This window comes from Phycisphaerae bacterium, assembly GCA_018003015.1.
GTDB lineage: Bacteria > Planctomycetota > Phycisphaerae > UBA1845 > PWPN01 > JAGNEZ01.
In genome coordinates, this window is sequence record JAGNEZ010000052.1 from 1 (window position 1) to 25,317 (window position 25,317).

Sequence of the window (25,317 nt, forward strand, 5' to 3'; positions counted from 1 at the left end):
GACCATGCCCCAGCGGCTGCGATACCTCGAAGAGGCTGCGCAAATGTAGTGAAGACTTTCAGAAGGAAACGGCCTTGGCGCTATCGCCAGGACCACTGACGCTGCCAAACTCAGTAACTTGGGCTAGAGCGTCCATTCCGGGCGGTACTCGCGGTGCAGCAGGGCATCGGCCTTGGGGGAGTTGACGATCTTGCCCGCCACCGGGTCGTACTCGATCGGCTCACCGACGAGGAGGGTGATCCCGCCGAGCAGGGCGATCTCGGTCAGCGGGCCGCCGATGTCGAACGGAGAGAACGTCCCGGGGCCGCCCTTGCAGGCCTTGATCCATTCGGCGTGGTGGCCGGGCGACCGTGGCAGGGTTTTGGGCGGGCCCTTGAAGCCGGCGTATCTCTTCTCCGGGAGAAGCTTGTACCGGGTGTTCCACGGGCAATCCGAGAAGACCGTGCCCTTCGCCCCGACCAGGGCGCAGCCGTGCTCGGTCACGGCGTGTTCGGGCAAGGCCTCGCCGGGTGGCCGAGGCCCGCCGTTGTACCAGGTCATCTTGGCCGGTGGCAGGTTGCCGCGGGCCGGAAACTGGTAACGGGCCTTCGCCCACTTCGGGTAGGTCTCCGGATTGATTTCCGAGGCCTCACCCTCGACGCGGATGACGCCGGCCGACGTGCCGGGCGCGGGCTGCCACAAGAGACCCAACTGGAGCCCCCGGAAGGCGAGGTTCACCGTGTGGCACCAGAAGTCGCCCATGGTGCCGGTGCCAAACGCTCGCCAGTCCCGCCATTTGCCGCGAACGTACTGCGGATGATACGGTCGGACCGGGGCCGGCCCCAGCCAGAGATCCCAGTCCAGACCCGCCGGGACCGGCGGTTTGTCCTTGGGGCGGTTTCGGGGTCCGTTGCCGCCGTTGAACCAGACATGCGCTTCCTGGATCGTGCCGACCGCGCCGCCGGTGGCGAGTTCCACCGCTCGGCGAAGACCCTCGCTGGCCGAGCCCTGGTTGCCCATCTGGGTGACGACCTTGTACTTCGCCGCCGTCTCGCGCATGACCCGGGCCTCGCCCACGGTCCGGGTGAGCGGCTTTTCGCAATAGACGTGCTTGCCGCGTTTCATGGCCGCGACCGCGATCACCGCGTGGGTGTGGTCGGGCGTGCTGACCACCACCGCGTCGATCGCCTTGTCCATCTTGTCGAGCATCTTGCGGAAATCGACGAACGGCTTGGCCTTGTCGAACTGCTTGAACGATTTCTCGGCGTAGGGTGTGTCCACGTCGCAGATCGCCACGACGTTTTCCGAGGCGACGTTGCCAGCGTTCGACGCCCCCTGGCCGCCCGCGCCGACCAAGGCGAGATCGAGCTTCTCGTTGGCGGCAAAGCCGATGACGGTGTGCCGGGGGAGGAGCAGAACCCCTACTCCACTGGCCGCGGCGGTCTTGAGAAACCTCCTGCGATTCGATCGGATGGTCATACGTAGCGTACCTCCCGGACGGGTGGGCCTGATGACTCCTGATTTCAAACCACAACCCCCGTCGAGAATACCGCCGCCGGTCGGCAACCTGCTAGCGGCCCGCGCCATCCTTGGCATCAGCCTCGAGCGGGATGGTGTCGATCTGCTTGTCCGGCATGGGGGGCATGTCGAGCTGGCTGGCCACCATGCCGGTGTTCAATCGAATGGAGGAGAAGCTGGCGATGATCTCCTTCTCTTCCTCCTTCTCAACCGTCTGGACGCGTATCGGCAGATCCAGCGCCCTGTCGATATAGAGATGAACCGTGGCGTACTTCTTGGCCAGGTCCGTGTTGGGCAGCGGTGTGCAGGCCAGGTGGTCGGTCTGGGGAGGATCCTTGGGCCCCGGCCGTGCCAGGGCTACGCTGAAGAGCTTGAGGATGTCGGCTTTCTTCTGCCCGAAGGGAAGCGGGAACGGGCCGCGGCCCAGCTTGAAGACTTCCAGGGCCTCGCCCGGCCGGACCATCTGTCGCTTGGTGATCACGTTGCTGTCATCGCGGGTTTCGATGTACCACTGGCCGTCGAAGACGTGCCACTGCTTCTTCTTCTTGACGACCTTGTCCTGCTTGTGCTCGTCGAAGCGAATGAAGAACCGGGGGTTGGGTTTGGCCTGTTTGAAGCGCAAGATGCCCTTGTACTCCTGGGTCTCGTCCAGGGCCGGATCAATCTTGGTGAACTCGATGACCGCTTCGATGCTGTCCACGGTATCGCCCTTGCGTTCCAGGCGGTCGAGGATTCTGTCGATGGCCGGATCGATCCTTCCGGCCGGCGCGGAGGAGGGGCCGGGCGCGGATTCGGGCGGCTTCGAGGCCGGCTCGGCGGCGGAAGCAACGGCCATGGCCAAGCCGCAGGCAGCGGCCAGCAGGGTAGCCGAGGCGAGTATCGATCGGGCGATCCTGTTCACAGGTCCTCCTCGTGGAAAGCACGGCGGTCCGGTTTCGGCTTGCCTCAAAGGCGGTTATTCTACTGATGCCCTGGAGCGGGGACAAGGCGATCAGCTCGACGGCGGGAGGCGGGTCATCGGAGTGTGGACGGCACATCTGGAAGCCCTTGAACGCCTGGCCGGCGGGGTCGGCGAGTTCGAACCCGGTACCGTGGCCCTGGTCGGCGCTGGACCGGGCGACAGCGCCCTGATCTCGGTGCGAGGGGCGGTGCGGCTGAGTCAGGCCGATGTCATCCTCCATGACCTGCTGGTCGGACCGGAGTTGCTGGATATCACCCGGCCGGACGCGGAACGAGTCTTTGTGGGCAAGTGGCGGGGTCAGCATGCCTGGTCGCAGGACGAGATCAATGCCGCCCTGATCCGTCACGCCCGGGCCGGCAAACGCGTGGTCCGCCTCAAAGGCGGCGACCCCTTCGTGTTTGGCCGGGGAGGTGAGGAGTGCCTGCGGCTCGCCGAGGCCGGCATTCGATACGAGGTCGTTCCGGGAATCACCGCCGCGTCCGGGGCACCGGCGACCGCCGGTATCCCGCTCACCCACCGGGGACTGAGCCGGTCGCTGGCCCTGGTCACCGGCCATGCCGAGCCGGATGACCCCCATCCGCCCGACTATGCCGCTCTGGCCCGGATGGAGACCGTGGTTTTCTACATGGGTCTCAAAAACATCGAGGAGAATTGTCAGGGACTGATCGAGGCGGGCCTGTCCGCCAGCACTCCGGCCGCGGTCATTCACTGGGGCACACGGCCTCAGCAGCGCACCGTCGTCGGCACGCTCGGGGATATCGCCGATCGGGCCGAGGAGATCGACGAGCTGGGTTCGCCAGCCATGGTGGTCATCGGCCAGACGGTGCGGCTGCGCGAGAGCATCGAATGGTTTGAGCGTCGCCCCTTGTTCGGCAAGACGGTCGTGGTCACTCGGGCCCCCGACCAGGCCGGCACCCTGGCCGGGGCCCTGGCCGCCGCGGGAGCCGAAGTCATCGAAGCCCCGACGATCGAGATCGCCGAGCTGGATGACTACTGGTCGGTGGATCAGGCCCTGCGGTCGATCGCCCAGTACTCCTGGCTGGTGGTAACCAGCGTCAATGGGGTCGATGCCCTGTGGGATCGTCTCGAAGCCGTGGGCGGTGATACTCGGGCCCTCGGCGGCGTTCGGGTCGCCGCGGTGGGGGCAGCCACCGCCGGGAGGCTGCTGGAGCGGGGGCTTCGCGCCGATCTCGTTCCGGGCGAAGCGGTGGGCGACGTCCTCGCGGAGACTCTGGCCCAGCGTGGGGTGCGCGGCCAGCGGGTGCTTCTACTGCGGGCCGATCTCGGCCGGCCACAGCTGCCCCAGGCCCTCCGGGAGGCGGGAGCGGTCTGCGATGACTTGCCCATCTACCGGACGGCCTGTCCCGAATCCCTGCCCGGCAGCTTCCTCGAGGCCTTTGATGCCGGCCACATCGACTGGATCGCGCTCACCAGTCCCTCGTCGTTCGTGAACCTGTTGAAATTGATCGGCCGGGAGCGGGCGGAGCGGCTGCGGACGATCAAGCTGGCCGGTATCGGACCAGTCACCACGCGGGCAATCCGGCAGGCCGGGTATGTCGAGAGCGCCGAGGCCAATTCGCATGACGTGGCCGGCCTGGTGGCGGCCATCGTCGCGGCGGCGGGGCGGCACGGATGTCATTGAACCATACCATTGTCAGCATCGGCACGCTGAGCCGGAACCGGTTCTGGAATGAGCAGGAAGCCAGGCGAGTGGCTCATTCGACCACCACCCTGGTTCGCAGCGGGTCGACCGCCATCCTGATCGATCCCGGACTGCCGGCCGAACTGCTCGTTCGACGGCTGGACGAACGGGCTGGTATCGGCGTCGGCGACATCGACACCGTATTCCTGACCAACTTCCGGCCCGCCCACCGCCGAGCCCTGCCGGCGCTGAGCAAGTCGACCTGGCTCATGCACGAGCCGGAGATCGAAGCGATGCGACGCCATCTGGCGGAGATGAGACGGAATCTGCTCGACGAAGGTCCGGCAGGGAAAGGTCAGTCCGAGGAGGAACTCCTGGGCTTGATCGGCGCCGAGGAGTCGCTGCTGGAGAGGGTTCAGTCGGCACCCGAGAAGCTCACCCCAGCGGTGCACCTGTATCCGACGGCCGGCGTGACGCCCGGGGCCTCCGGGTTGCTGCTGGCCGGCCCGGCTCGCACCACCATCGTCGCCGGAGATGCGGTCGTGACGCGCGACTACTTCGAAGGCGGACGCGTCTGGGAGCACGCCGAGGACGTGGAGGAGGCCAAGCGCTCGTTCATGGACATTCTCGAGGTGGCCGACGAGATTATCCCCGGGCACGACAACGCCTTCGCGGTATTCGGGCGATAGGAGTCCTAAGATCGCATTTGTCAAGTACTTGGCCCTGGCTCAGAGATGGCGGAAAAACGCGCTCGAATCAAAGCCCGCGCGTTGCTTGACACTGTCTGGCCGCACAGTTAGTCTCGCCTCCATCGGAGCAGAACGTCATGGAAGTCCGCATGGACCTCGCTCGGATCGTGATCAGCGATACCAGCGAGCAACAGATGATTGTCCTGAAGGAGCGCGACGGCGCCCGGCACTTCCCGATCATGATCGGGTTGACGGAAGCCATGGCCATCGACCGCCGCGTCAAGAGCACCCCATTGCCTCGGCCGCTGACCCATGATCTGCTGGCCAATGTGATCGGGGACCTGAACGGCGAGCTGGAGAAAATCGTTGTTCACGACCTTCGGGAGCACACGTTCTACGCCAAGCTGGTGATCCGGCAGAACGGGAAGCTGATCGAGGTGGACTCTCGGCCGTCGGATGCCATCGCCCTTGGAGTGGCCAGCGACACGCCGATCTACGTGGAAGAGAGCGTCTTGCAGCAGGTATGTGAGCCAACCGACTCGTGAAGGGAAGGTTCGAGGATATGGCGGGTTCCGCAGCGGTGGACGAGGCAACAGTGGGGACGACGAGTGCGACGGCGACCCAGAACGTGCTTGAGGCGGGTTTCCTGCACTTCGCGGAGTTCTGCCGCTCACGCTGGCCGTCCGACCAGGGTCGCCCGATGGTCGTCACCCGGGCCCCGGGGCGGCTCGATTGCATGGGCGGCATGGCCGATTTCAGCGGTGCCCTGGCCCTTCAACTGCCGCTGGGCCGGGGCGTCTATGTGGCCGCCGGACGGCGGGAGGACCAGAAGATCGTCCTACGATCCCTCGGCGTGACCGAATCCGGCCAGCCGGCCGAGGCGGAGTTTCCGCTGGCCGCGCTGTACCAGGCGGACGGGCGGGTGGCCACGCCGTCGGCACTGGCCGCCCAGTTCGAGACGTCGCCATGGGTGCGGCATATCGCTGGCGTGTGCCTCGGAATGTTGCGAGCGGGCCTGGTGCCGCATTTCGGCGGCGGCTTGTCGCTGGTGATCCAGTCCGACGTCCCCGCCCGGGCGGGACTGGGAATGTCTTCGGCCATTCAGGTGGCGGTCGCCAAGGCCCTGGTCGCCGTGCTCGAAGTCGAGATCTCCGACGGGCAGTTGCTGTCCGTCTGCCGGGAGGCCAACACCCACGTGGTCGGGGCCCAGCCCGGCCTGGTCGATCACCAGACCTGTCTGTGGGGGGAGACCGGTGTCTTGCTCCAGATCCGCTGCCAGTCGGACACCATGATGGGCACCCTCACCCTCCCGCAGGATGTCAGGTTCGCCGCGGTGGACAGCGGGGTCCGGCTTCCAATCTACGACCAGCGCTATGCCGACAACCGCGTTTCGGCGCTGATCGGCAAGTTCTTCATCGAACGACTCATGCGGACCTCCGGCACGAACGGAGACCCACTGGGCGGCTATCTGGCAAACATCGCTCCGAGCGAATACGTCCGGCGATTCCGCAACGAGCTTCCGGTCAAGATGAAAGGCCGTGATTTCCTCGGGGAGTACGACCCGCCGGAAGATCTGGCGGCGTCGGTGGACCCCGGCCGGATCTACAAGATTCGTTCGCGTACCGAACATCACATCTACGAGAACGACCGCACACATCGTTTCCTGGAGCGGTTGGCCCGGGTGCGGCGAACCCAGGATCGCGTTACCCTGACCGAGGCCGGCGAACTCATGTACGCCTCTCACTGGAGCTACGGGCAGCGCTGCGGGATGGGCAGCATTGAAACCGACGTGTTGGTCAGTCTGATACGGGGGGCAGGGGTCGCCAAGGGTTTGTTCGGGGCCAAGGTGACCGGCGGGGGCTGCGGGGGCGCGGTCGCCGTGCTGATGACCGATACGCCCACGGCTCAGGCAACCTTGGACGAAGCCTGTGCCGCCTATGCGGCCAAGACCGGCAAGACCGCGACGGTTCTGCGGGGAAGCTCGCCCGGCGCAACCGCCTTCGGCGTTCGATACCTCGACTGACTCCTCTCAGCGGCTCTCCAGCCGGTTGGGTAGGGCTGCCGGAATATGGGTCCGGCTCAAGGTCTGCCCGGGTCCCGGCGGGGTGAAGGCCGGCCGCGCAGGGAAGAAAGCGATCAGCATGAATCGGTCAATCCAGCTGGATGGCACCTGGGAGTTCACTCAGGCCGGACCGGGGAACAAGCGGATACCACGATGGCTGCCGGCCACCGTGCCCGGCACCGTCCACACCGACCTCCTCGCCAACCGGGAGATCGAGGATCCGTTCTACCGCATGAACGAGCTCGATGTCCGCTGGGTGGAGGATTGCGATTGGGTCTACCGGCGGACGTTCAACGCCCCCGCCGAGGTCCTCAACACCTCGCGAGCCCTGTTCCTGGATTTCGACGGACTCGACACCTTCGCGACCATTCGCCTCAACGGTCGGAAGGTCGGCACGACCGACAACATGTTTCACGACTGGCGGTTCCGGGTGGATCGGTTCCTGAGGCCGGGAACGAACACACTCGAGGTCGAGTTCGCCTCACCCCGGCGAGAAGCTCAGCGGCTCGCCGACCGCTCCAAGACGCAGTACAAGTCCATGTTCTTCGAGCCGCGCAACTTCATCCGTAAGGCCCAGTACTCAGGCGGCTGGGACTGGGGTCCGCGGCTGATGACCAGCGGAATCTGGCAATCCGTGCGGCTTCGCGGGATCGAATCGGCCGAAATTCGCGATCTGGGCGCGCGAACCGTCAGCCTGTCGCAGAAGCAGGCGGTGCTCGACGTCGAGATTGAGATCGACGCCCATGTCGCCGGCCGGGCGGTGGTGAAGCTCGACCTGGTTGAATCCGACCACCGGGCCGGGCACGCCCTGATCCGCGCCCGGCTCAAGAAAGGCGCGCAGTCGCTCCGCTCGCGAATGGTGGTCGATCGGCCGCGGCTCTGGTGGCCGGTGGGCATGGGTCGGCAGGACCTGTACCAGTTGGCGGCCACCCTCGAGGTGGATGGGGTGGCGGCCGACGCCAGCACGTGTCGCATCGGTCTGCGGTCGGTGGAGCTGGTCCGGCGCAAGGATTCCCAGGGCGAGTCTTTTGGCTTCCGGGTCAACGGCCGGACAATGTTCTGCAAGGGAGCGAACTGGATTCCCGGCGACAGCTTCCTGCCGCGATTCACGCCGGACCGCTACCGGGCCAGGCTGACCGACGCCCGGGATGCAAATATGAACATGCTGCGGGTGTGGGGCGGCGGAATCTACGAGACGCCGACGTTCTTCTCGATCTGCGACGAGCTGGGCATTCTGGTCTGGCAGGACTTCATGTTCTCCTGTGCCGAGTATCCGGAAGACAAGGCCCTCCAGGCCAGGGTGCGCCGTGAGGCCGAACACGTGATCAGGCGTCTGCGCAACCATCCGTCGCTGGCCTTGTGGTGCGGATGCAACGAGAACCAATGGGGCTTCGACGAGTGGTGGCCGCCGCGACCGGGCCGCTTCGGCGAAGTGTATTACGACAAGATTCTCCCGGCGGCCTGCGCCAAGCTCGACCCGTCACGGCCGTATTGGCCGGGCAGCCCATACGGCGGCTCCAGCGCCAACGACCCGAACGTCGGCGACCGGCACGAGTGGTCGGTCTACATCTTCTGGCAGAACCCGGAAAAGTACCACGACAGCAAGGCCCGCTTCGTCAGTGAGTTCGGCTTTCAGAGCATGCCCGCGGCCAGGACGATCCGCGAGTTCACCGCCCCCGAAGATCGCCACCTGTTCAGCCGAGTCATCGACCATCACAACAAGTGCGAGGACGGGCATCCGCGGAACATGAAGTTCCTGGCTCATGGCTACGGCGTGCCCAGGGATCTCGACGAGTACGTCTATCTTTCCCAGATCGCCCAGGCCGAGGCGATCAAGACCGGCGTCGAGCACTGGCGGCGGCTCTGGCCGGCGACGACCGGGGGAGTTCTCTACTGGCAGTTCAACGACTGCTGGCCAGTCGCCAGTTGGTCAGCAGTGGATTCGCAGGGTCGCCCCAAGGGGCTCTGGTACGCTACTCGCAGGTTCTATTCCCCTGTCCTGGTCAGCCTGCGGCCGGTCGGCAAGACGGTCTACGGGCCCACCGACCTGGAGGTCTGGGTGACCAGCGATGCCGCGACGGGGCGGGCGGCGAGACTGGAGACCGCCGCCTGGACGATGAGCGGACGGCTGCTCCACCGTCGAAGGATGAACCTGCGCCTGCCGGCCAACAGGTCGCGGCGCGTCGCGACCCTCGCGTACGGCGAACTCGGGCTGTCCCACCCGGACCAGGAACTGGTCCACGTCCGCCTGCTCAGCGGGCGAAAGATGCTCTCCGAGAACATCCACTACTTCAGCCCGGCCAAGTACATCGAGTGGCCCTCCCCCAATCTGCGACCGAGCGTCCGGGCCGAACGCGGAGCGATGCGCATCGACATCCGGAGCCGCGTCGCGGTCCGAGGCCTCGAATTGGCAGCCGATCGGTGGGAGGGCCGTTTTTCAGACAACTTCTTTGACTTGCCACCCGGCCAAGAACGAACAGTCTATTGGGTGCCGCGGGCCGGTCTGCCTTCAGCCCAGTCGTTCAAACGAGAATTGAGCCTGCGATCCCTGGCAACGAGATGAGCCGCTCGGGCTCCGTGGAATGCCCAGGGGCCCTTGTCCCGCCACCGGTCACTACTATAATCGCAGGAAATCGTTCGTCCCGGGCTTCGCATGACGAATCACCGCCGGGCCGGACCGTGCTTGCTGGAGGAATCCATGCCTCACTACATCGCCGAACCCTGCATCAACACCAAGGACACCGCGTGCGTGGCGGTCTGCCCGGTGGACTGCATTCACCCTACCAAGGAAGAGGCCGATTTCGCCACCGCACCCCAACTTTACATCGATCCGGAAACGTGCATCGACTGCGGCCTGTGTGTGGACGAGTGCCCGGTCAAGGCCATCTTTCCGGAAGAGGAACTCCCCGCTGAGTGGCAGAAGTACGCCCAGATCAACACGGCGTATTTCAAGGACAGGTAATGCCTGGTCAGGAATCCGCCCGTCCCGGCTCCGGGGGGCGCCAGGTGCGACGGAGATGGCGGCGATCGATCGTCGGCCGCTGGGCTCCTGTGCAGGCGCCTCCCAGTGATGCACGCGAGGCGGGTTACTCCCCGTCGGCCGAGCTGGCCGGCGCCGAGGCCGATGACGGCTGAGTGTCGGCCATCGGCCGCTCGACCTCCACTTTCTTGACAATGAACTTCCGCTTGCCGTCCTCCTTGACCTTCGTCCCGGTCACTTTGACCTTGTCGTCAATCCTGACGTCGTCCAGCGTCGCGATCGCGCCGTTGATGATCACTTCGACCTGTGGCCCGAGGATGCCCGGAACGGTGACTTCTTCCTTGCGGTCGGGATCGAAAACCTTCATCTGGACTACGCCCGTCGCCTTGTCGTACGAAGCGACTTTGCCAGATCGGGTGCCGACCTTGGGCTCCTCGTCCTTCTTGCCGCAACCGGTTAGCAAGGCTGAAAGCACCATGGCGAGAGTGAGCAGACTCAGCCCTCGAATAACCGCCCTGGATGTCGTTTTCATCGTGGTTTCCTTTCCAGTACGTCCGTCATGGCAAGGCTCGCACTCTACCGGGCGCCGCGGCCAAATGCAATGGTGCAGAGGGCGGCGGTGAGCATCTCAGCCGGCCGCCCGCGCGACGCCGGCCTGGATCCACGGGGGCTGAAGGTCGTCGTACAGCCTCGCCCGGCCGATGGCGTCGGCCAGAACGAACCGCAGTCTGCCGGCGCTGACCTTCTTGTCGGCCTGCATGAGCCGCCACAGTTCATCGTGGGCGTCGGCCAGCGGCGCGGCGGTCGGCAAGCCGACGCGTCCGATCAACTCGACGATCCGCTCGGCAGCGGCCCGATCCAGTCTTCCCGCCGCCACGGCGATCTCCGCGGCCGCAACCATGCCGGCCGCCACGGCCTCACCGTGCCGCCACGGCCGACCGCGCCGGGCCATGGCCGACTCGATCGCGTGCCCCACGGTGTGCCCGAAGTTCAGCAGCGCCCGCAGGCCGGTGATCTCACGCTCATCACGGGCGACGATCTCCGCCTTGATGCGCACGTTGCGCTCGAACAGCTCCGGCAGGCAATCCACCTGGCAGGTCCGTATCTCGTCCGCGTGCCGCTCGTGCCAGTCGAAGAAGTCCGCGTCGCGGATGACCGCGTGCTTGATGCTCTCAGCCAGGCCGGCCCGGTAGTCGCGCTCGCTCAGGGTCCTGAGCGTGTCAGGATCGATGAGCACGAACTGCGGCTGATAGAAGGCCCCGATCATGTTCTTCCCGCTGGCATGATTCACCGCCGTCTTGCCCCCGACGCTCGCGTCGACGTTGGCTTCCACCGTCGTCGAGCACTGGGCAAAGGGGATCCCCCGGAGCCAGGTGGCGGCCACGAAACCGGTCAGGTCTCCGACCACGCCACCCCCGAGCGATACCGCCGGACAGGCCCGATCGATCTTCGCCGCCGCCAGGGCATCGTAGATCCGGCCGGCAGTCTGCAGGCTCTTCGAACCTTCGCCCGGCTCGACCGCGAACACCGTCGGCTCAAAACCCGCCTCGCGCAGGGCGGCGGCGGCTTGGTCCGCGTACAGCGGCCCTACGTTGCGGTCGGTGATCAGAAACGCCCGCGGAGCCTTGAGATGCTCCGCCAGGATCGCGCCCAATGACGCTAGCCCACCGGGGCGAATGATCACCGGATACCGCCGCGGCTGTACCTCAACCCAAACCGTGCGTGCAGGTGACGAATCGCCCATCGGAGTCGCTATCTACTCGCTTCCATCAGCGCCTTGACCACCCGTTCACGAACGCCGGCCAGGTCGCCCTCGATCTTCGCACCCGACGCCCGGCGATGCCCGCCGCCACCAAACGACTCGGCGACTGCGGACACATCCACGTCCCGCCCGCAGACCTGAGGCGACTTGCTGCGGAAGTTCGCCCGGATCCGACCATCGTCCTGCTGGATCAGGAGAACCGACACCGCGACCGATGCGGTGCTCATCGGCTCATTGACCAGCTCCTCGGAATCGGCGGACGTCGCTCCGGCCCGACGGAACATGTCCGGGTCCAGATGCATGACCGCCAGAGTGTTGTCGGCGTGGAGTTCGAGGCTGGCCAGGGCCAGGGCCTTGAGCCGGAGTCGAGCTGGAGACCAGGACTCGTACAGCCGGGCAAAGAGCTCTTCCGGACGGGCCCCCGATTCCTCAACCAACGCCGCCGCCGCGGCCAGCGTCCGCCCGTCAGTGTTCGAGAACCGGAACCAACCCGTGTCCGTGGTCATGCCGACCAGCAGGGCCTGCGCCGCCTGAGCGTCCAGGCTCGCCCCGATCGTCTCGCACCATTCGTGGACCAGCGTGCACGTCGAGGCCGCCGTCGAATCGATCAGGTCAACAATCGAAGCGGCCTTGCCCGAGAGCTCATCCCCGGTGGCATGGTGATCGACGATGATCCGCGGCCGCGAGCTGGCCCGCAGGTATCCCCCCGCCGGTTCGACCTGCGCCCAGCTGCGGGTATCGAGGACCAGGAGACCATCAAAACGGGCGTCGAGCTGGGCCAAATCGCCCCCCAACCACCGCTCGAAAAAGCCGGGATCAGCCAGGAACGCATATCGGCCGGGCACCTCCTCGTATACCATCGCCGTTGCCTGGCGACCGCCGGCTTCAATGACCCGCTTCATGGCCACCACGGCACCGAGTCCGTCACCGTCCGGCCGCTGGTGGGTGAGAATCAGTGTTCGCCGCCAGCCGGCCAGAAGCCGACCCGCATGCTGGAGCATCCCTCGCTTGATCATGATGGCTGGACGTTAATCCGCCGGAGCCATGGCCGCAAGCGCCTGCGGCTTGGCACCATGAGCCGCGGCACCTATCATCGGGGGATGCGTGCTCCCTTCCGGGTCCTGTTCATCTGCACGGCCAACGCCTGCCGATCGCAGATGGCCGAGGCGGTGCTGCGGCACCTGGGCGGCCAGCGCTTTCTCGCGGCCAGCGCGGGCATCTGCCCGATGGGTCAGATCCACCCCCTGGCCATGGAAGCCCTTCGGCGGCGAGGACTGTCCTTCGCCGGGCAGTCATCCAAGAGCTTCGAAGACTTGCTCGAGGTCGAGCAGGACATCATCATCACGGTCTGCGATGCGGCCGCCTGCGTGATTCCCCCGCGATGGGCGGGGAACCCGATCGTCGTCCACTGGGGCCTGCCCGACCCTGTCACCACGCCCGGCACACTCGCCGAGAAACACGCCTTGGCTGACACGACCGTGGACACGCTGGTCCGCTGGATCGGACGGCTGATTGAACTGCGGCTGGAGGACCTGAGCAGGACCGAGCTTGAGCGGGAGTTGAACACCATCCCGCGCCTGTGAACGACCATGATCAGAGCGTCCGCCGACCGCGACGAGACCTGCGGAGCGCCGCCGGGTCTCGGGTGACGACCCTTCCCACGACCTCAAGACCCGACGTCGATGCTCCGATACGCTCAATATGGACAAAGACACGACGCTCCTGATGAAGTCCCTGGGGCTCCCCATCCGGGCAGAGTCTCAAAAGAACGCGAATCCCGGGCCGGCAATGCCGCCAGTCGCACCGGTGGCGACGACCACGACCTCTGCCACCGAGTTACTGGACCTCGTCGCCGAATCGGGCGACCAGCCGATGTTCCGGCCCCGGGCACCCAAGAATCTGGTCGAGGCCGGCCTGACCGACGCCATGGTCGACTCGATCATCTTCAAGTACCTGCACGCGGTGGGATCGGCTTCGGGAGCCAAGATCGCGTCTCTCCTGGCCCTGCCCCGACCACCGGTCGTCGAGCGGCTGGCCGACCTCAAACAGCAGCAGCTGGTTGGTTACGTGGGCACGGCAGTGATGGGCGACTTCACCTACCAGCTCACCGACGCCGGACGCGAACGGGCCCGCAAGTGCCTCGAGGAATCGATGTACGTCGGCGCCGCCCCGGTGCCGCTGGCCACCTATATCGAGTCGGTCAAAGCCCAGTCCATCACCCTCGAACGACCAAGCAAGGAGGTCCTTAACGAGGCCTTCGGCGACCTGCTCATCAATGACCAGATGTTCGCCACCCTGGGGCCCGCAATCAACTCCGGAAGAGGTATGTTCCTCTATGGATTCCCCGGCAACGGCAAGACATCCATCGCCGAACGCATCACCCGCTGCTTCGGTTCCGAGGTCTACATTCCCCGAACACTGCACGTGGACGGCTTCCTCATCCGCTTGTACGACGCCGAGATCCACCAGGAAATCCCCCAGAGTCAACAGGGGATGCTCAAGAGCGATGCCCTCGACGAGCGCTGGGTCCGAATCAAACGCCCGACCATCATCGTGGGCGGCGAGCTCACCATGGACGCCCTCGAGGTCCGGTACAACGAAACCACCAAGATCAGCGAGGCGTCTACCCAGCTCAAGAGCAACCTCGGTTCGCTGGTCATCGACGACTTCGGCCGCCAGCGGATCAACCCCTTCGAACTGCTCAACCGATGGATCATCCCGCTGGAGAAGCGCTACGACTTCCTGGCCCTGGCCAACGGTCTGAAAATCCAGGTACCGTTCGACCAGCTGCTGATCTTCTCCACCAACCTGGAGCCCAAGGACCTGGTCGACGAGGCCTTCCTCCGCCGTATTCCCTACAAGATCAACGTCCTCGACCCGACCGAGGAGGAGTTCCGAGCCCTCTTTAAGATGATGTGCCGGATCCTCGAGGTCGAACACCAGGAGGACGTGGTCGACTATGTGATCGAGGAACACTACCGCAAGACCGGCCGGCCGTTCCGCTGCTGCCAGCCCCGCGACCTGATCAGCCTCGCCAGGAACCGCTGCCAGTATCAGGGTGAACCGGCCACCATGACCCGCGAGAATATGGACTTCGCCGCCACGGTCTACTTCACGGTCATGTGATCAGGCCGCCCGGATCCTCACCCACTCGCCGCCCCAGCCGGTTTCACGCCGGCCGAAAAGCCTGTAGGATAACATCGCCCCGGCGGATATGGCCGTCGCGGGCATGGCATCCTCGGGATCACCATTCGGCTCCCGGCTGGCTCTCGACACGGCGGCGGATTCCATGAAGCTACAGCTCATCGACTGGGTTATCGTCCTCGCGTCCCTGTTCATCTGTTTCATCCCGGCCCTGTTCTTCGGCAAGCGGGCGGGCAAGGATACCTCCGAGTTCTTCGCCTCCGGCCGGTCGGTGCCCTGGTGGCTCGCCGGCCTTTCCATGGTCGCGACCACCTTCAGCAGCGACACGCCGAACCTGGTAACCGACATCGTCCGCCGACAGGGTGTGGCCGGCAATTGGTGCTGGTGGGCTTTCGTGCTGACCGGCGTGGCCACAGTGTTCTTCTACGCCCGGCTGTGGCGCCGATCCGGGGTGATGACTGACCTGGAGTTCTACGAGCTGCGCTACTCCGGCAAAGCCGCGAGCGTAGTCCGCGGATTCCGCTCGGTGTATCTGGGTTTCTTCTTCAACTGCGTGATCATGGCCACCGTCAACCTGGCGGCATGCAAGATCGCCAACCTGCTTTTCGACCTGGATCCGCAAACCACCCTGCTCCTCGTTGGAGTACTGAATGTGGTCTTCGCCGCCCATTCCGGGCTGTGGGGCGTGCTGGTCATCGATATGATCCAGTTCTTCATCAAGATGACCGCGGTGATCGCCGCCGCTTACTTCGCCGTCAAGCACGTCGGCGGTCTCGATACCCTGGTAAGCACTCTGTCCGACCCCCGGCTTTCACCCGATGGCAAGTCCACCCTCCACTACCTGAATATCCTGCCTGATTTCACCAGCAACTGGGACATTGCCATCGCGGTCTTCGTGATGCCGATCGCGGTCCAGTGGTGGGCGGTGTGGTATCCAGGAGCCGAGCCGGGCGGCGGCAGCTATATCGCCCAACGCATGCTCGCCTCCAAATCAGAGAAGGATTCCCTCGGGGCGGTGCTGTTCTTCAACGTCGCCCACTACGTTCTGCGGCCCTGGCCATGGATTCTGGTCGCCCTCTGCTCCCTGCTCGTCTACCCGGAGTTGTCCGACATCCAGAAAGCCTTCCCGGACATGGACCCGAGCCTGCTCGGGCACGATATCGCCTTCCCGGCCATGCTCAAGTTCCTGCCCACGGGCTTCATCGGCCTCATGGTCGGCGGCCTGATCGCGGCCAACTCCTCAACGATCCTCACCCATCTGAACTGGGGAGCGTCGTACCTGGTACACGACTTCTACCACCGTTTCATCAACACTCACGCCAGCGAGAAGCACTACGTGTTCGTCGGGCGGTGCACCACCGTCGGCCTGTTTCTGTGCTCGGCGGGAACAGTCTTCCTGCTCGATTCGGCCAAGGACGCCTTCGATATCATCCTCCAGATCGGAGCGGGCACGGGCCTTCTCTACCTGCTCCGCTGGTTCTGGTGGCGGATCAATGCTTGGTGTGAAGTCGTGGCGATGGTGAGCTCTTTCGCGGCGTCGATCGCGCTGCTCATCGCCAAGAAAAACGGAGTATCACTCAGCACGCATCATGCCTTGCTCGTCACCATCGCCTTCACCACCATCTGCTGGATCCTGACTGCTTTCCTGGGCCCGCAGACCGACCGCAAGACGCTCGTCGAGTTCTACAAAAAGGTCCGACCGTTCGGACCCGGCTGGGCTCGAATCCGCCGGGAGGCGGGCATTCCCGATACCGAGGCGGCGGCGAGCCACGAGAACATCCCCCTGGCCTTGCTCGGATGGGTGGCCGGCTGCACGGTCATTTGGTCGTCGCTGTTCACCGTCGGCAACTTCCTCTATGGCCGCATGAGCATGGCCCTGGTTCTGCTGGCCGTCTTCGTGGTCAGCGGACTGGTCCTGCTTCGCGTGATCGGTATACTGTGGAGCAATGGCGGCGAGCGAAGGCCCACCTGAGCCTCCCACGCCGATCCGGAATGGCGATGAAGCTCATGGGATCGCCTCCAACTTGGCATGAAACCCGCAAGCCCAGCGGTCGGCGCAAGCTCGCAGCCTAGCTCCAGAGCGATTCGGCGGTGGCAAGCATGACCACGGTTCTCGGCTTGCCGTGTGAATCCTTCTCGTTGTGAGCGCTGTTCACACCGGTGTAGAAGAGGTGGTGCCGACCCTGGTGCGGCACGATCGAGCTGGACGCGTAAATGCCGTACGAATCCGGCTGGCTCCTGTCGCCGCGGGGCAGCCACGGAGTACGCCGCGGGCGTGCCCATTTCAGGCCGTCGGCCGAGAAGCACCACTCCAGGTCCATGGTCTGGGCTCGGACGCGATAGTGGCCGAGCATGCCCACCCGCCCTTGGGGCGTTCGGGTGACCGCAAGGTAGTAGAACTGCTGATCCGCCGGGTCCCGGGCGTCACGCTGGATGATCCGGGTACGCTGCTCGAAGCGAAGGCCGTCTGCGGAAACATAACGGTCCACGACCCGGAGCAGGCCGGGGGCGTTGTCTTCCCCGACGTAGGCCGGGTCGTCCTTGGGAACCTGGACCAGCCCGACCGAGTACAGCTCAAACGACCCGTCAGGAAGCTGGTAGACGTTCGTGGCATCGTTGGAGATCAGGTGCGAGGGCGCGAGCGGCTCGTCCGCCGGCCGGTCCTTGCTGGGGGCCTTATGGAGTACGAGCCCGTCCGGCGAAGGCACACCGAAAGCAGCCCGGTCGTGCGGGTGGTACAGGACCGGCCGCCGCGGATCGATAACCCGGTATCCGTGCCCGTCCTCGCTGTCCGCCGCCAGGTAGCGGGCAATCCCGGGACCGTGCGCCCAGAAGTAGATCCGATGCTTGCCGTCGCCCAGCCGGAGGTGCACCACCTGGACGGGATTCCACCTGTCGGGCAGATGGCCGAGGGCAAAGGGCCCGTCGCCCGGCCGCCCGGACCGGCCCTCGACGGGGTGCTTCTTCATCGGGCCGCCCGGCTCACCCTCGGCGTAAGCGATCGTGTACGCCTTGGTCGAACCGCAGACCGAGTACCAGAGCCGCCAACCGTTCCTGTCGAGCGGCTCGCAGGGGCAGGTGAAGTTCTGGATGTGGTCACCCTCCCAGGGCTCGGTTGGGGCCAGGACCACACCGTGCTTGCGCCACGCCCCAGGCGGACACGGTCGAGGCAGGTCAGACTCCGCCGACTGCGCCCGACTCCCCGGGCATGCACCACCAGCCACGACACCGGCCGCAACACCCAGAGACCCGCGAAGGAACGACCGTCGATCAACTGGTCCCATGAGAAACGTCCTTTCGTGCCTTGAGTCCGTCTGGAAGATGCCCCAGGGCCGTCAGGGCCAGGCCGCCGCGGACAGGCCTCGGAACGCAACCTACCGGCCGTCACAGCCAAGCTCGCCGGCCGTCGCCTTCATCTCCGCAATCATCGCGGTGACGACTCGGACTGCGGCGTCTGTGTACTTCTGGCTCGACCAACGCTCCGGAATGGCTGCCTCCCACGCGGGCAGGGCGGCACGGGCCTGCTCCAGTCCCTCTAGGTACATCTTGAACATTCTGCCGGCGGCCGGCTTGTCGACCTCGGCCACAACGCCGGAATGAACGATCCGTTTCAGCTCCCAAAGAGCCTTGAGGGCGTTGACGTAACCCTGGACCACCAGGCTCTCCTGGAGAAACTCGGGGATGCCCAGCCCGCGGGCGAGCTCGACCGATCTCGCCGCGTGCTCGAAGTCGCCCTCCAGTTGCTCGACGGACTTGATATCGCCCCAGGGCAGGGCATACACGTCCCACAGAACGAAGCCCAGCTCGGGCAGCTTGCCCTGTTTGAGCAGTTCGGCAACCTTGCCCGGAAACCTGCGCTTCTCGCCCGATGGAAACTCGCTCCCGTAGACGTCCCACGCCACCGGGCCGTGGACATCGGACCACTCGGCGAACCGGGCCGGATCCTTGAAGCCCTGGCGCACCGCCCACGAGAGGGCGAACTCGTGCGGCGAGCGGCCCTTGACATTCCAGGACCATTCCGCGGCGGCCTCGGCGTTGAACCGTACATGGTCAAGGGTGGGCACGGGATAGCCGAGCAAACCCGACAGCCCCTTGTCCACGAACTCGTTCATGCGGAAGTGAATGAAGTGGGCCCCGGTGAACGGCTGGTAGGTGCCTACGATCGCGCAGACGTTCGCACAGACACCAAGCCAGCGGCCCTCCTTGATCGCCCCCAGCAGGTACGGCCGGATCATCGGCTTCTCGCTCGCGTTGTAGGTGAAGAGGCTGTGGTAGTACCAGATCTTCACCTCCTTGGGCAGCTCGGCAAAAACCTCGGGATTGCTCTTCTCGGTCTCCTCGCTGGTCAAAATGCGCAGGCCGAGATCGGGCTGCTTGTCCAGAGCTTTCTTCCACGCGGCGACGATCGCTCGGGCCTCCAAAACGTCGCGGTCCTGCCCGGCACACGACACGCATTGGCAGCCCTTCTCACCCCCGAGGTTCTCCGCCATCCAGACGTCGACCTCCTTCACGCCCGGTCTGCCACGCCAGAGCAATAGCCACTGCGAGAGAATGTCAACAAACAGGGGGTTCGAATAGCAGATCGAGCCCGGACGCCCATTCTTGCCCGCCAGCTCCGGATAGGCTTCAAAAAGCCCTGAATTCTGGAGCTGCTCGAGGTGCAGCACGACCGGCACGGGATTGATCCCGTACGTCGGGCCTTCGTCGATCATTCGCTGCTTGTAGGGCGCGTACCTGACGAAGCAGACCTTGTCCTTGTCCACCCCACAGTGCGAGATCTGCTCGTCATAGTTCAGCTTCCGGTCGGACATCCAGCGAAGATGCATGGAACTGTCCGCTCCCCAGAAGCCGCGGTCCTCCATGTCCGGCCAGTCGGTGATCGTGACCAGCGGGATCCGCACCTTCCCACCGGCGGCCTTGGCCTTCACCAACTGCTGCAGCGTCTTGGCGGCGTAGTGGAGCCCACGCTCACCACCGCCGACAAGCAGCAGGCCGGTACCGTCGCCCGTCGGGCGGATCAGGTAAGCCTGGTCGCGGTGCGGCAGCTTGGCCAGCGGGGCGGCCTCCTCGCCGCCGACCCAGAGTCTGATCGTGAAGGAGAGAGTACCGCCTCGCCCGGCGTCACTGCCCAAGACCGTGTACAACTCCGCTCGGGCTTGGGATGTGAGCCGATCGGCACCCCCGGAAATGACCACGGCCACCTCTGACCCCGGCACGGTGACCGCCGCGGTCAGCTCGACCCGCTTGGGCAGCGGTACGAGGTACCGAATCCACTCCCGCGCGGATTCCTCGGAGACGTTCTCGGCTGCCGGCCCGCCCCAGGTAACCGGCGTCAGGCTCAGGATGATGGCGATGATCAGGCGACGGCACGTTGGCATGAACGACCACCCTCTCGGACCGACAACTGGCGACCGAGGCTTCAGAAAGCGGATCCTGGGCCCCCTTCGAACCGGTCTGTCGGGGACAGTGTACAGCACGGAACGGTTCGAATCGATTGCCGGTCGGTGGTGGCCAGATCGACAGGTCACGCTGAGCGGGGGCAACGCAGGGTCGTTGGAGAAAACGGCGCCGGTCCGCCCTTCTCCTGTCTCCGGCGATCAACCGTGCTCGACTTTCTCCAATCACCCTGTTTTTCCTGGACAACAGGCCCGGCGTGTTGTAAGATGTCTTACCACCTATTGCTCCCTCGGATATCGGATCCAGATCCGCTCCCCTGCGATCCGGGTGGCGGGAGGCCAGTTCGCAAGTTGGTTGATAAGTCGCGTCGTGGCGAAGGAGTACGAGTCCGGGCCGGAGGTCGGCCGCATGGGCTTGCCTCTCATCAGAGTCTCGGAGGGAAGACCGCGAGAAGGAGTGTCGTTCGCGCAAATGTCTCATCCCCATCCGTCAGTCTGAGCCGAGAAAGCCTGTGTCTCCGATTCCTGCAATGTGAGAGAAAGGAGCTTGATCGTGAGAAAGCCTGCACTGATGGTGCTCGTAACCTTGGTTCTGGTCGCCGGCCCAGCCTCGCCGGCCGTCGCGACCGACTGGGTCTTGGACAGGGACTTCTCCAAAGGAACCAACCCGAACGGGGCATGGACTTATGGCGTCTATCTCGAGGACGCACTGAACCCTTCCTATCCCGACGGGTGGTACACCTGGCCGGCGTATTACGATTCTCCGGGCAGCGAGGCCCAGATTGGCTACTGGGGCAATCCCGGCGGTGACCTCGGGGCCGGCGCTGTGTTCTACACCAACAGTGACACGCCCCTGGGCGGCCCAGTACAGTGGTGGGCGCCGCGAAAGGTCATGCTCCACCCCGCGGCCTTGGGCGGGGGATATGCCCCCGTGATCCGCTGGACGGCACCCGCGGATATGAGGGTTTCGGTCGACGCCCTGTTCTACGGGTGTGAGAACGCCACAACCGACGTTCATATCCTGCTGAACGGGACCATGTACGACGGTCCCAGCTACACCGGTACCCACCTGCTCGACGGCGTCATCGACGGCAATTATGGCTATGCTCCCCTGGGGATCCCCGCCACCGGTACGTCGAACAGTGTGGGCTACAACGCCGTCCTCGATCTCGTGGCCGGAGACGAACTCGACTTTGTTTGCGGGTACGGCGGCAACGGCTATGCCGGCGACTTGACTGGCCTCGATGTGACCATCACCAAGCTGGCCGACCTTACCGTGACCGACTGGGTCCTGGACAGGGATTTCGCGAAGGGAGCCAATCCGCACCGGCAATGGACTTATGGCGTCTATCTGGCGGATTCGTTCGATCCTGCGGTCTATCCCGACGGATCCTACACCTGGCCGGCGTATTACGACTGGCCGGGCAGCAACGGGCAGATCGGTTACTGGGGCAACCCCGGTGGAGACCTGAACGCCGGCTGCGTGTTCTACACGAACAGCGATGTGCCCCAGGGCGGCCCCTTCCAGTGGTGGGCGCCGCATAAGGTCATGCTGCACCCCGCCGCCTACGGCGGATCCTACGCACCGATGATCCGCTGGACAGCGCCCGCCGACATGACCGTCACGGTCGACGCCCTCTTCTACGGGTGCGAGGAAACCACCACCGACGTCCATATTCTGCTCAACGGCACCATGAACGACGGTCCCGTTTACGTCGGCACATCCCTGCTTGACGGGGTCATCGACGGCAACTACGGCTACGCCCCTCTGGGCATTGCCGCCAGCGGCACGTCCAATCATGTGGCCTACAACGAGGTCCTCACCGTCGCGGCCGGCGACAAACTCGACTTCGTCGTCAACTACGGCCCCAACGCGTGGTTCGGGGGTGACCTGACCGGTCTGGACGTGACGATCGCCAGGGCGTGCAACAGCCCGTGGGCCGACGCGGACGGCGATTCGGACGTGGACCAGGCGGACTTCGGCGTCTTCCAGACGTGCTTCACCGGCTCGACACCCGGTGATTCGTTGTCGACGCAGTGCCGATGCTTCGATCGGGCCGGCCAGCGTGGCGCCATCACCGGGGAAGATTTCAGCGCGTTCGCGGTCTGCTGGACCGGCCCGACGATCCCGTCCACCGGCTGCCCATAACGCTGGTCCTCGGGCCGCTTGGCCAAGGGACAGGATCCGTCGGGGCATCGTCGCCGGCGTAACCGTCGCCATGCCGGGCGTCCAGCACGAAGCCAATTTGCGGATCGGATGCAAGACCTTGAAAAGGCAGGCGTTGTCCCCGGATGTCCGTTAGTGGCAGGTGGTGACAAAATACCTCTATGGGCCCGAGAGGATTCGAACCTCTGACCTCGTCCTTATCAGGGACGCGCTCTAACCAACTGAGCTACGAGCCCGCCAAGAGGCCGACAAAAAAGCCGCCCGATCGCGAAACCGGCGGCCGTCTGCTGGTCAGCCGACACTTTGGCCTGAATCTATTAGTGTAATCGCCAATCGCGGGGTGTCAACTGCACCGCCGGGCAACGCTCCAAGTCGAACCGCGGCGTCTCGACCATCTGTAATCCACTGCCGAACCAGGGGTTAGACGGATTCGCCCGGTCTGTCGAACAGGCTCGTCCATCGCCCGATGAACTGCCGAGCCAGGGCATTCTGGCGGGCCAGGGCCCCCTCCAGCCGGGCTTCGTACTGGGCGAAGTCGTCTTCCGGGGCCTGCTCGGCCAGTTCGGCCGCCCCGGTCTGGACCCACTGCCGGGCGATGGTCAGGTTGCACTCGATATGGAACTGGATGGCGTAGACCCGCCGGCCGAGGCGAAACGCCTGATGCGGAAACCGCTTCGAGCTGGCCAGCAGCGTTGCCCCCCCAGGCAAATCAAAGGTGTCCCCGTGCCACTGGAAGACCTCGGTGGGACCGGCCAGCAGACTGAACAGCGGATCGCGGGCGGCGGCCGGCGCCGGGGTCACCTGGAACAGGCCGATCTCCTTGGGACGTCTGGGGTAAACCCTGGCCCCGGCGGCCCGGGCGATGAGCTGGGAGCCGAGGCAGATGCCCATCACCGGGCGGTCCCGGGCGATGAGTTCGGCCAATAGTCGTCGCTCCGGGGCCAGGAACGCGTGCTGGTCGGTCTCGTCGACGTTCATCGGTCCGCCCATGACCAGCCAGCCGTCGAACGCGTCCGGCGAAGGCACCGGTTCTCCCTTATAGAGGTTCACGGTGGTGATCAGGTGCCCGGCGTCCAGCAGGGCGGACTCGAACTCGACCGCAGGCTCGCACCAGAAGTGCTGCAGAATACCGATATGAAACATAGAACGTACTACCACTGTATCCAGCCGAACAGCGAGAGCCCGGTGCGCATATAGTAGAAGTAGTGAGCGGTGATGGCCAGGCCCAGCGTGACCACAACCAGTCCGCTGGCCGCCGGCAGAAGCTGCAGCAGAAGCCGCTGCCCGAGCGGAGATAAGCGATCCTCATGCCGGGACTCGGACAGGAGCCGCGAAGCATACCGGCGGCTGTAGAGGGCCAGGAATCCGATTGCCATCAGCGTCAGAGCTAGACCCAGACTGAAGATCCCGACGGCGTACAGGGCCCCCAGGATCACGTTCGTGCCGATGCCCAGGAACATGATGATCGTCGCGGTCGGGCAGGGCACGATGCCGCCGGTGATACCCAGGAGGAGCAGCAGTCGAACGGTGATCCGGTCCGGATCGCCGCCGTGGCGGTGCGGACGGTCGGGTGAGTGCTCGTGGCCGTGGCTGTCGGAGCAAGCCTTTTCGTGACCAAGGGAATGGTGCTCCTGGTGGTGATGGTGATCAGGATCGTGGGCGTGCCCATGGTCGTGATGATCATGGTGATGGCGATGACCGCTGCGACCGCTCCACGCCCGCCAGATGAGCATGGCCCCCATGCCGGCGATGAGCAGGCCGGCGATCGTGCCCAGCCAGAGCTGGAGCTGCTGTCCCAGGTCGGGGTGGGTCTTCTGATAGGCCCAGATGACCACGCCGAGGAGTACGACCAGAGCGGTGTGCGTGATCGTCACGATCACCGCCAGGAGCACCGCATGCCACCAGGTGCCGCGCTGGCTGATGAGGTAGGCGGCCACCAGCGTCTTGGCGTGGCCGGGCATGAGGGCATGGGCGGCCCCCCAGCCGAAGCACAGGGCGGTGATGGTGAGAAACACGGTCAGGCCCCAGGGCTCGCGCAGCAGCTTGATCAGCCGGCCGGCGTCACGCTGGTACTTGCTTTGCTGGGCGGGGTCGTTGCGCGGATCACTCAGGCTGGTGACGTAGAACGAGATTCGATCGGCCCCAAGGGCCGGGGCGGAGGTCGAAACGGACGCGGTGGTCGCGGTCACCGCCTGCGTCGCCGTGTTCAGCGCCCCGGCGGGCTCGACGGTGAATCGAAACCGCGTCTTCTTCTCCCGTGGCATCTTGGCCGGGTCGTACTGCTCGTAGATCAGCGGATCCATCGGGCATTCATCCATGAATGGAGGCCGCGGCGGATGAACGATGACCCGTGGCCCGGCCCGTCCGGCGACGGTGGGGTCGCTGCGCGCAGACTCGGAACCGGCCGCGCCCGACTCGCCACCGGCCGAACCTGGCGAGGTCTCGCGACGGAGCAGAGTGCGCATCAGGCCGAGTCGCTCGGGAAAGCTAGTGTCCTCGTACGCGAGTTCGTGTGTTCCGGTGGTCAGCGGCTGAGGAAACTGCCCGGAATAGCGGACCACAAGCCGATACGTGGGCATGCCCGCCACGCCGGGCAGCTTGAGAAGGATGCGGGTCGCATTGGTGATCTGGCCGGTTTCAGGGTCGGTTTCCTCGGGGATGGGCTTGAACGTGATCGGTTGACCGTCGAGTTTCGCGACCAGCAGGGGAGCGAGCTGGTCGGCCTTGCGAACCAGCCAAGCCTTCAGTTCCTCATCGGTGTCCTCGCCATCGCGGTCAGCGTCGATCTCGTCGCGGCGCACGATCACCGACGGTCCCTCCGCGATGTCGAGCAGGAAATCCAGTTCGATCCGGTCGGGCAGAACATGCAGCATGCTGAAATGGACGACACTCTCGTTGCCCAGCGGGTGTGCCCGGGCCGCGGGCACGACGATCAGAAGAGCGGCCACCGCTAGGCCGCAGGTGAGCATTGGCTTGGTCATGCTTCGGTGATACGGGCCATCAACGCGGGCGTCAAC

The 25,317-nt window shown here is 65.1% G+C and carries 20 protein-coding genes and 1 tRNA gene; 10 read left to right on the top strand and 11 right to left on the bottom strand.

What is annotated here, in order from left to right:
- Positions 1-123 precede the first annotated feature (123 nt).
- Both KA354_18685 and KA354_18690 read right to left on the bottom strand, forming a co-directional pair.
- Positions 124-1,458, bottom strand: coding sequence for a Gfo/Idh/MocA family oxidoreductase (locus KA354_18685; protein ID MBP7936674.1), 1,335 nt, complete (start codon positions 1,456-1,458; stop codon positions 124-126).
- 91 nt (positions 1,459-1,549) lie between these two features.
- Complete coding sequence (locus KA354_18690) at positions 1,550-2,197, bottom strand: hypothetical protein (GenBank protein ID MBP7936675.1); 648 nt, start codon at positions 2,195-2,197, stop codon at positions 1,550-1,552.
- A 40-nt stretch (positions 2,198-2,237) separates the two neighbouring features.
- On the opposite strand from KA354_18690, the gene cobA reads away from it, so the two are divergent.
- The 6 genes from cobA (at position 2,238) to KA354_18720 (ending at position 9,813) form a co-directional block, all read left to right on the top strand.
- On the top strand, positions 2,238-4,100 hold the full coding sequence (gene cobA / locus KA354_18695; protein ID MBP7936676.1) for a uroporphyrinogen-III C-methyltransferase: 1,863 nt from the start codon (positions 2,238-2,240) through the stop codon (positions 4,098-4,100).
- Positions 4,091-4,789 carry an MBL fold metallo-hydrolase gene (locus KA354_18700; protein ID MBP7936677.1) on the top strand — a complete coding sequence of 233 codons (699 nt, stop codon included), beginning with the start codon at positions 4,091-4,093 and terminating at the stop codon, positions 4,787-4,789. Before cobA ends, KA354_18700 begins: the two co-directional genes overlap by 10 nt.
- Positions 4,790-4,926: 137 nt before the next feature.
- Positions 4,927-5,334: a bifunctional nuclease family protein gene (locus KA354_18705; protein MBP7936678.1), complete on the top strand. Its 408-nt coding sequence runs from the start codon at positions 4,927-4,929 to the stop codon at positions 5,332-5,334.
- Between the two features lie 17 nt (positions 5,335-5,351).
- Positions 5,352-6,812, top strand: a complete 1,461-nt coding sequence (locus KA354_18710; protein ID MBP7936679.1) for a hypothetical protein — start codon at positions 5,352-5,354, stop codon at positions 6,810-6,812.
- Positions 6,813-6,930: 118 nt separating this feature from the next.
- Positions 6,931-9,414: a glycoside hydrolase family 2 protein gene (locus KA354_18715; protein ID MBP7936680.1), complete on the top strand. Its 2,484-nt coding sequence runs from the start codon at positions 6,931-6,933 to the stop codon at positions 9,412-9,414.
- 135 nt (positions 9,415-9,549) lie between these two features.
- The gene (locus KA354_18720; GenBank protein ID MBP7936681.1) at positions 9,550-9,813 is read left to right on the top strand and encodes a ferredoxin family protein; all 264 of its coding nucleotides are present in this window, start codon (positions 9,550-9,552) and stop codon (positions 9,811-9,813) included.
- A 124-nt stretch (positions 9,814-9,937) separates the two neighbouring features.
- Here the strand turns inward: KA354_18720 and KA354_18725 are convergent, their stop codons facing one another.
- From KA354_18725 to KA354_18735, 3 genes are all read right to left on the bottom strand, one after another.
- Positions 9,938-10,363, bottom strand: coding sequence for a hypothetical protein (locus KA354_18725; GenBank protein MBP7936682.1), 426 nt, complete (start codon positions 10,361-10,363; stop codon positions 9,938-9,940).
- A gap of 96 nt (positions 10,364-10,459) precedes the next feature.
- Complete coding sequence (aroB, locus tag KA354_18730; GenBank protein ID MBP7936683.1) at positions 10,460-11,575, bottom strand: 3-dehydroquinate synthase; 1,116 nt, start codon at positions 11,573-11,575, stop codon at positions 10,460-10,462.
- 8 nt (positions 11,576-11,583) lie between these two features.
- The gene (locus KA354_18735) at positions 11,584-12,609 is read right to left on the bottom strand and encodes a bifunctional oligoribonuclease/PAP phosphatase NrnA (GenBank protein MBP7936684.1); all 1,026 of its coding nucleotides are present in this window, start codon (positions 12,607-12,609) and stop codon (positions 11,584-11,586) included.
- Here KA354_18735 and KA354_18740 point away from each other — a divergent pair.
- Together KA354_18740 and KA354_18745 are read left to right on the top strand one after the other, a co-directional pair.
- The gene (locus KA354_18740; GenBank protein MBP7936685.1) at positions 12,583-13,176 is read left to right on the top strand and encodes an arsenate reductase ArsC; all 594 of its coding nucleotides are present in this window, start codon (positions 12,583-12,585) and stop codon (positions 13,174-13,176) included. The genes KA354_18735 and KA354_18740 overlap by 27 nt on opposite strands.
- A 118-nt stretch (positions 13,177-13,294) precedes the next feature.
- Positions 13,295-14,719, top strand: a complete 1,425-nt coding sequence (locus KA354_18745; protein ID MBP7936686.1) for an AAA family ATPase — start codon at positions 13,295-13,297, stop codon at positions 14,717-14,719.
- Here KA354_18745 and KA354_18750 read toward each other — a convergent pair whose 3' ends face one another.
- A complete protein-coding gene (locus KA354_18750) occupies positions 14,720-14,884 on the bottom strand; it encodes a hypothetical protein (protein ID MBP7936687.1) in 165 nt (54 codons plus the stop codon).
- On the opposite strand from KA354_18750, the gene KA354_18755 reads away from it, so the two are divergent.
- Complete coding sequence (locus KA354_18755; protein ID MBP7936688.1) at positions 14,883-16,709, top strand: Na+:solute symporter; 1,827 nt, start codon at positions 14,883-14,885, stop codon at positions 16,707-16,709. The genes KA354_18750 and KA354_18755 overlap by 2 nt on opposite strands.
- A 97-nt stretch (positions 16,710-16,806) precedes the next feature.
- Here the strand turns inward: KA354_18755 and KA354_18760 are convergent, their stop codons facing one another.
- Positions 16,807-18,021, bottom strand: a complete 1,215-nt coding sequence (locus tag KA354_18760; GenBank protein ID MBP7936689.1) for a twin-arginine translocation signal domain-containing protein — start codon at positions 18,019-18,021, stop codon at positions 16,807-16,809.
- A 90-nt stretch (positions 18,022-18,111) separates the two neighbouring features.
- Complete coding sequence (locus KA354_18765; protein ID MBP7936690.1) at positions 18,112-20,115, bottom strand: hypothetical protein; 2,004 nt, start codon at positions 20,113-20,115, stop codon at positions 18,112-18,114.
- A gap of 571 nt (positions 20,116-20,686) precedes the next feature.
- Here KA354_18765 and KA354_18770 point away from each other — a divergent pair.
- Positions 20,687-22,282 carry a hypothetical protein gene (locus tag KA354_18770; GenBank protein MBP7936691.1) on the top strand — a complete coding sequence of 532 codons (1,596 nt, stop codon included), beginning with the start codon at positions 20,687-20,689 and terminating at the stop codon, positions 22,280-22,282.
- Positions 22,283-22,462: 180 nt separating this feature from the next.
- On the opposite strand, the gene KA354_18775 is transcribed toward KA354_18770, so the two are convergent.
- From KA354_18775 to KA354_18785, 3 genes are all read right to left on the bottom strand, one after another.
- Positions 22,463-22,536, bottom strand: a tRNA-Ile gene (locus KA354_18775).
- Between the two features lie 184 nt (positions 22,537-22,720).
- On the bottom strand, positions 22,721-23,443 hold the full coding sequence (locus KA354_18780; GenBank protein MBP7936692.1) for a type 1 glutamine amidotransferase: 723 nt from the start codon (positions 23,441-23,443) through the stop codon (positions 22,721-22,723).
- An 8-nt stretch (positions 23,444-23,451) separates the two neighbouring features.
- On the bottom strand, positions 23,452-25,281 hold the full coding sequence (locus KA354_18785; protein MBP7936693.1) for a hypothetical protein: 1,830 nt from the start codon (positions 25,279-25,281) through the stop codon (positions 23,452-23,454).
- Positions 25,282-25,317: the final 36 nt, after the last annotated feature.

Excerpts from the sequence above, each read along its gene's own strand:
- KA354_18735 (MBP7936684.1), bottom strand. The coding sequence starts at position 12,609 with ATGATCAAGCGAGGGATGCTCCAGCATGCGGGTCGGCTTCTGGCCGGC.
- KA354_18750 (MBP7936687.1), bottom strand. The coding sequence starts at position 14,884 with ATGGAATCCGCCGCCGTGTCGAGAGCCAGCCGGGAGCCGAATGGTGAT.
- KA354_18755 (MBP7936688.1), top strand. The coding sequence starts at position 14,883 with ATGAAGCTACAGCTCATCGACTGGGTTATCGTCCTCGCGTCCCTGTTC.
- KA354_18785 (MBP7936693.1), bottom strand. The coding sequence starts at position 25,281 with ATGACCAAGCCAATGCTCACCTGCGGCCTAGCGGTGGCCGCTCTTCTG.
- KA354_18705 (MBP7936678.1), top strand. The coding sequence starts at position 4,927 with ATGGAAGTCCGCATGGACCTCGCTCGGATCGTGATCAGCGATACCAGC.
- KA354_18710 (MBP7936679.1), top strand. The coding sequence starts at position 5,352 with ATGGCGGGTTCCGCAGCGGTGGACGAGGCAACAGTGGGGACGACGAGT.
- KA354_18780 (MBP7936692.1), bottom strand. The coding sequence starts at position 23,443 with ATGTTTCATATCGGTATTCTGCAGCACTTCTGGTGCGAGCCTGCGGTC.
- KA354_18700 (MBP7936677.1), top strand. The coding sequence starts at position 4,091 with ATGTCATTGAACCATACCATTGTCAGCATCGGCACGCTGAGCCGGAAC.
- KA354_18685 (MBP7936674.1), bottom strand. The coding sequence starts at position 1,458 with ATGACCATCCGATCGAATCGCAGGAGGTTTCTCAAGACCGCCGCGGCC.
- KA354_18725 (MBP7936682.1), bottom strand. The coding sequence starts at position 10,363 with ATGAAAACGACATCCAGGGCGGTTATTCGAGGGCTGAGTCTGCTCACT.
- KA354_18745 (MBP7936686.1), top strand. The coding sequence starts at position 13,295 with ATGGACAAAGACACGACGCTCCTGATGAAGTCCCTGGGGCTCCCCATC.
- KA354_18765 (MBP7936690.1), bottom strand. The coding sequence starts at position 20,115 with ATGCCAACGTGCCGTCGCCTGATCATCGCCATCATCCTGAGCCTGACG.
- aroB (MBP7936683.1), bottom strand. The coding sequence starts at position 11,575 with ATGGGCGATTCGTCACCTGCACGCACGGTTTGGGTTGAGGTACAGCCG.
- KA354_18720 (MBP7936681.1), top strand. The coding sequence starts at position 9,550 with ATGCCTCACTACATCGCCGAACCCTGCATCAACACCAAGGACACCGCG.
- KA354_18760 (MBP7936689.1), bottom strand. The coding sequence starts at position 18,021 with ATGGGACCAGTTGATCGACGGTCGTTCCTTCGCGGGTCTCTGGGTGTT.
- KA354_18740 (MBP7936685.1), top strand. The coding sequence starts at position 12,583 with ATGCTGGAGCATCCCTCGCTTGATCATGATGGCTGGACGTTAATCCGC.
- KA354_18715 (MBP7936680.1), top strand. The coding sequence starts at position 6,931 with ATGAATCGGTCAATCCAGCTGGATGGCACCTGGGAGTTCACTCAGGCC.
- cobA (MBP7936676.1), top strand. The coding sequence starts at position 2,238 with ATGGCCGGATCGATCCTTCCGGCCGGCGCGGAGGAGGGGCCGGGCGCG.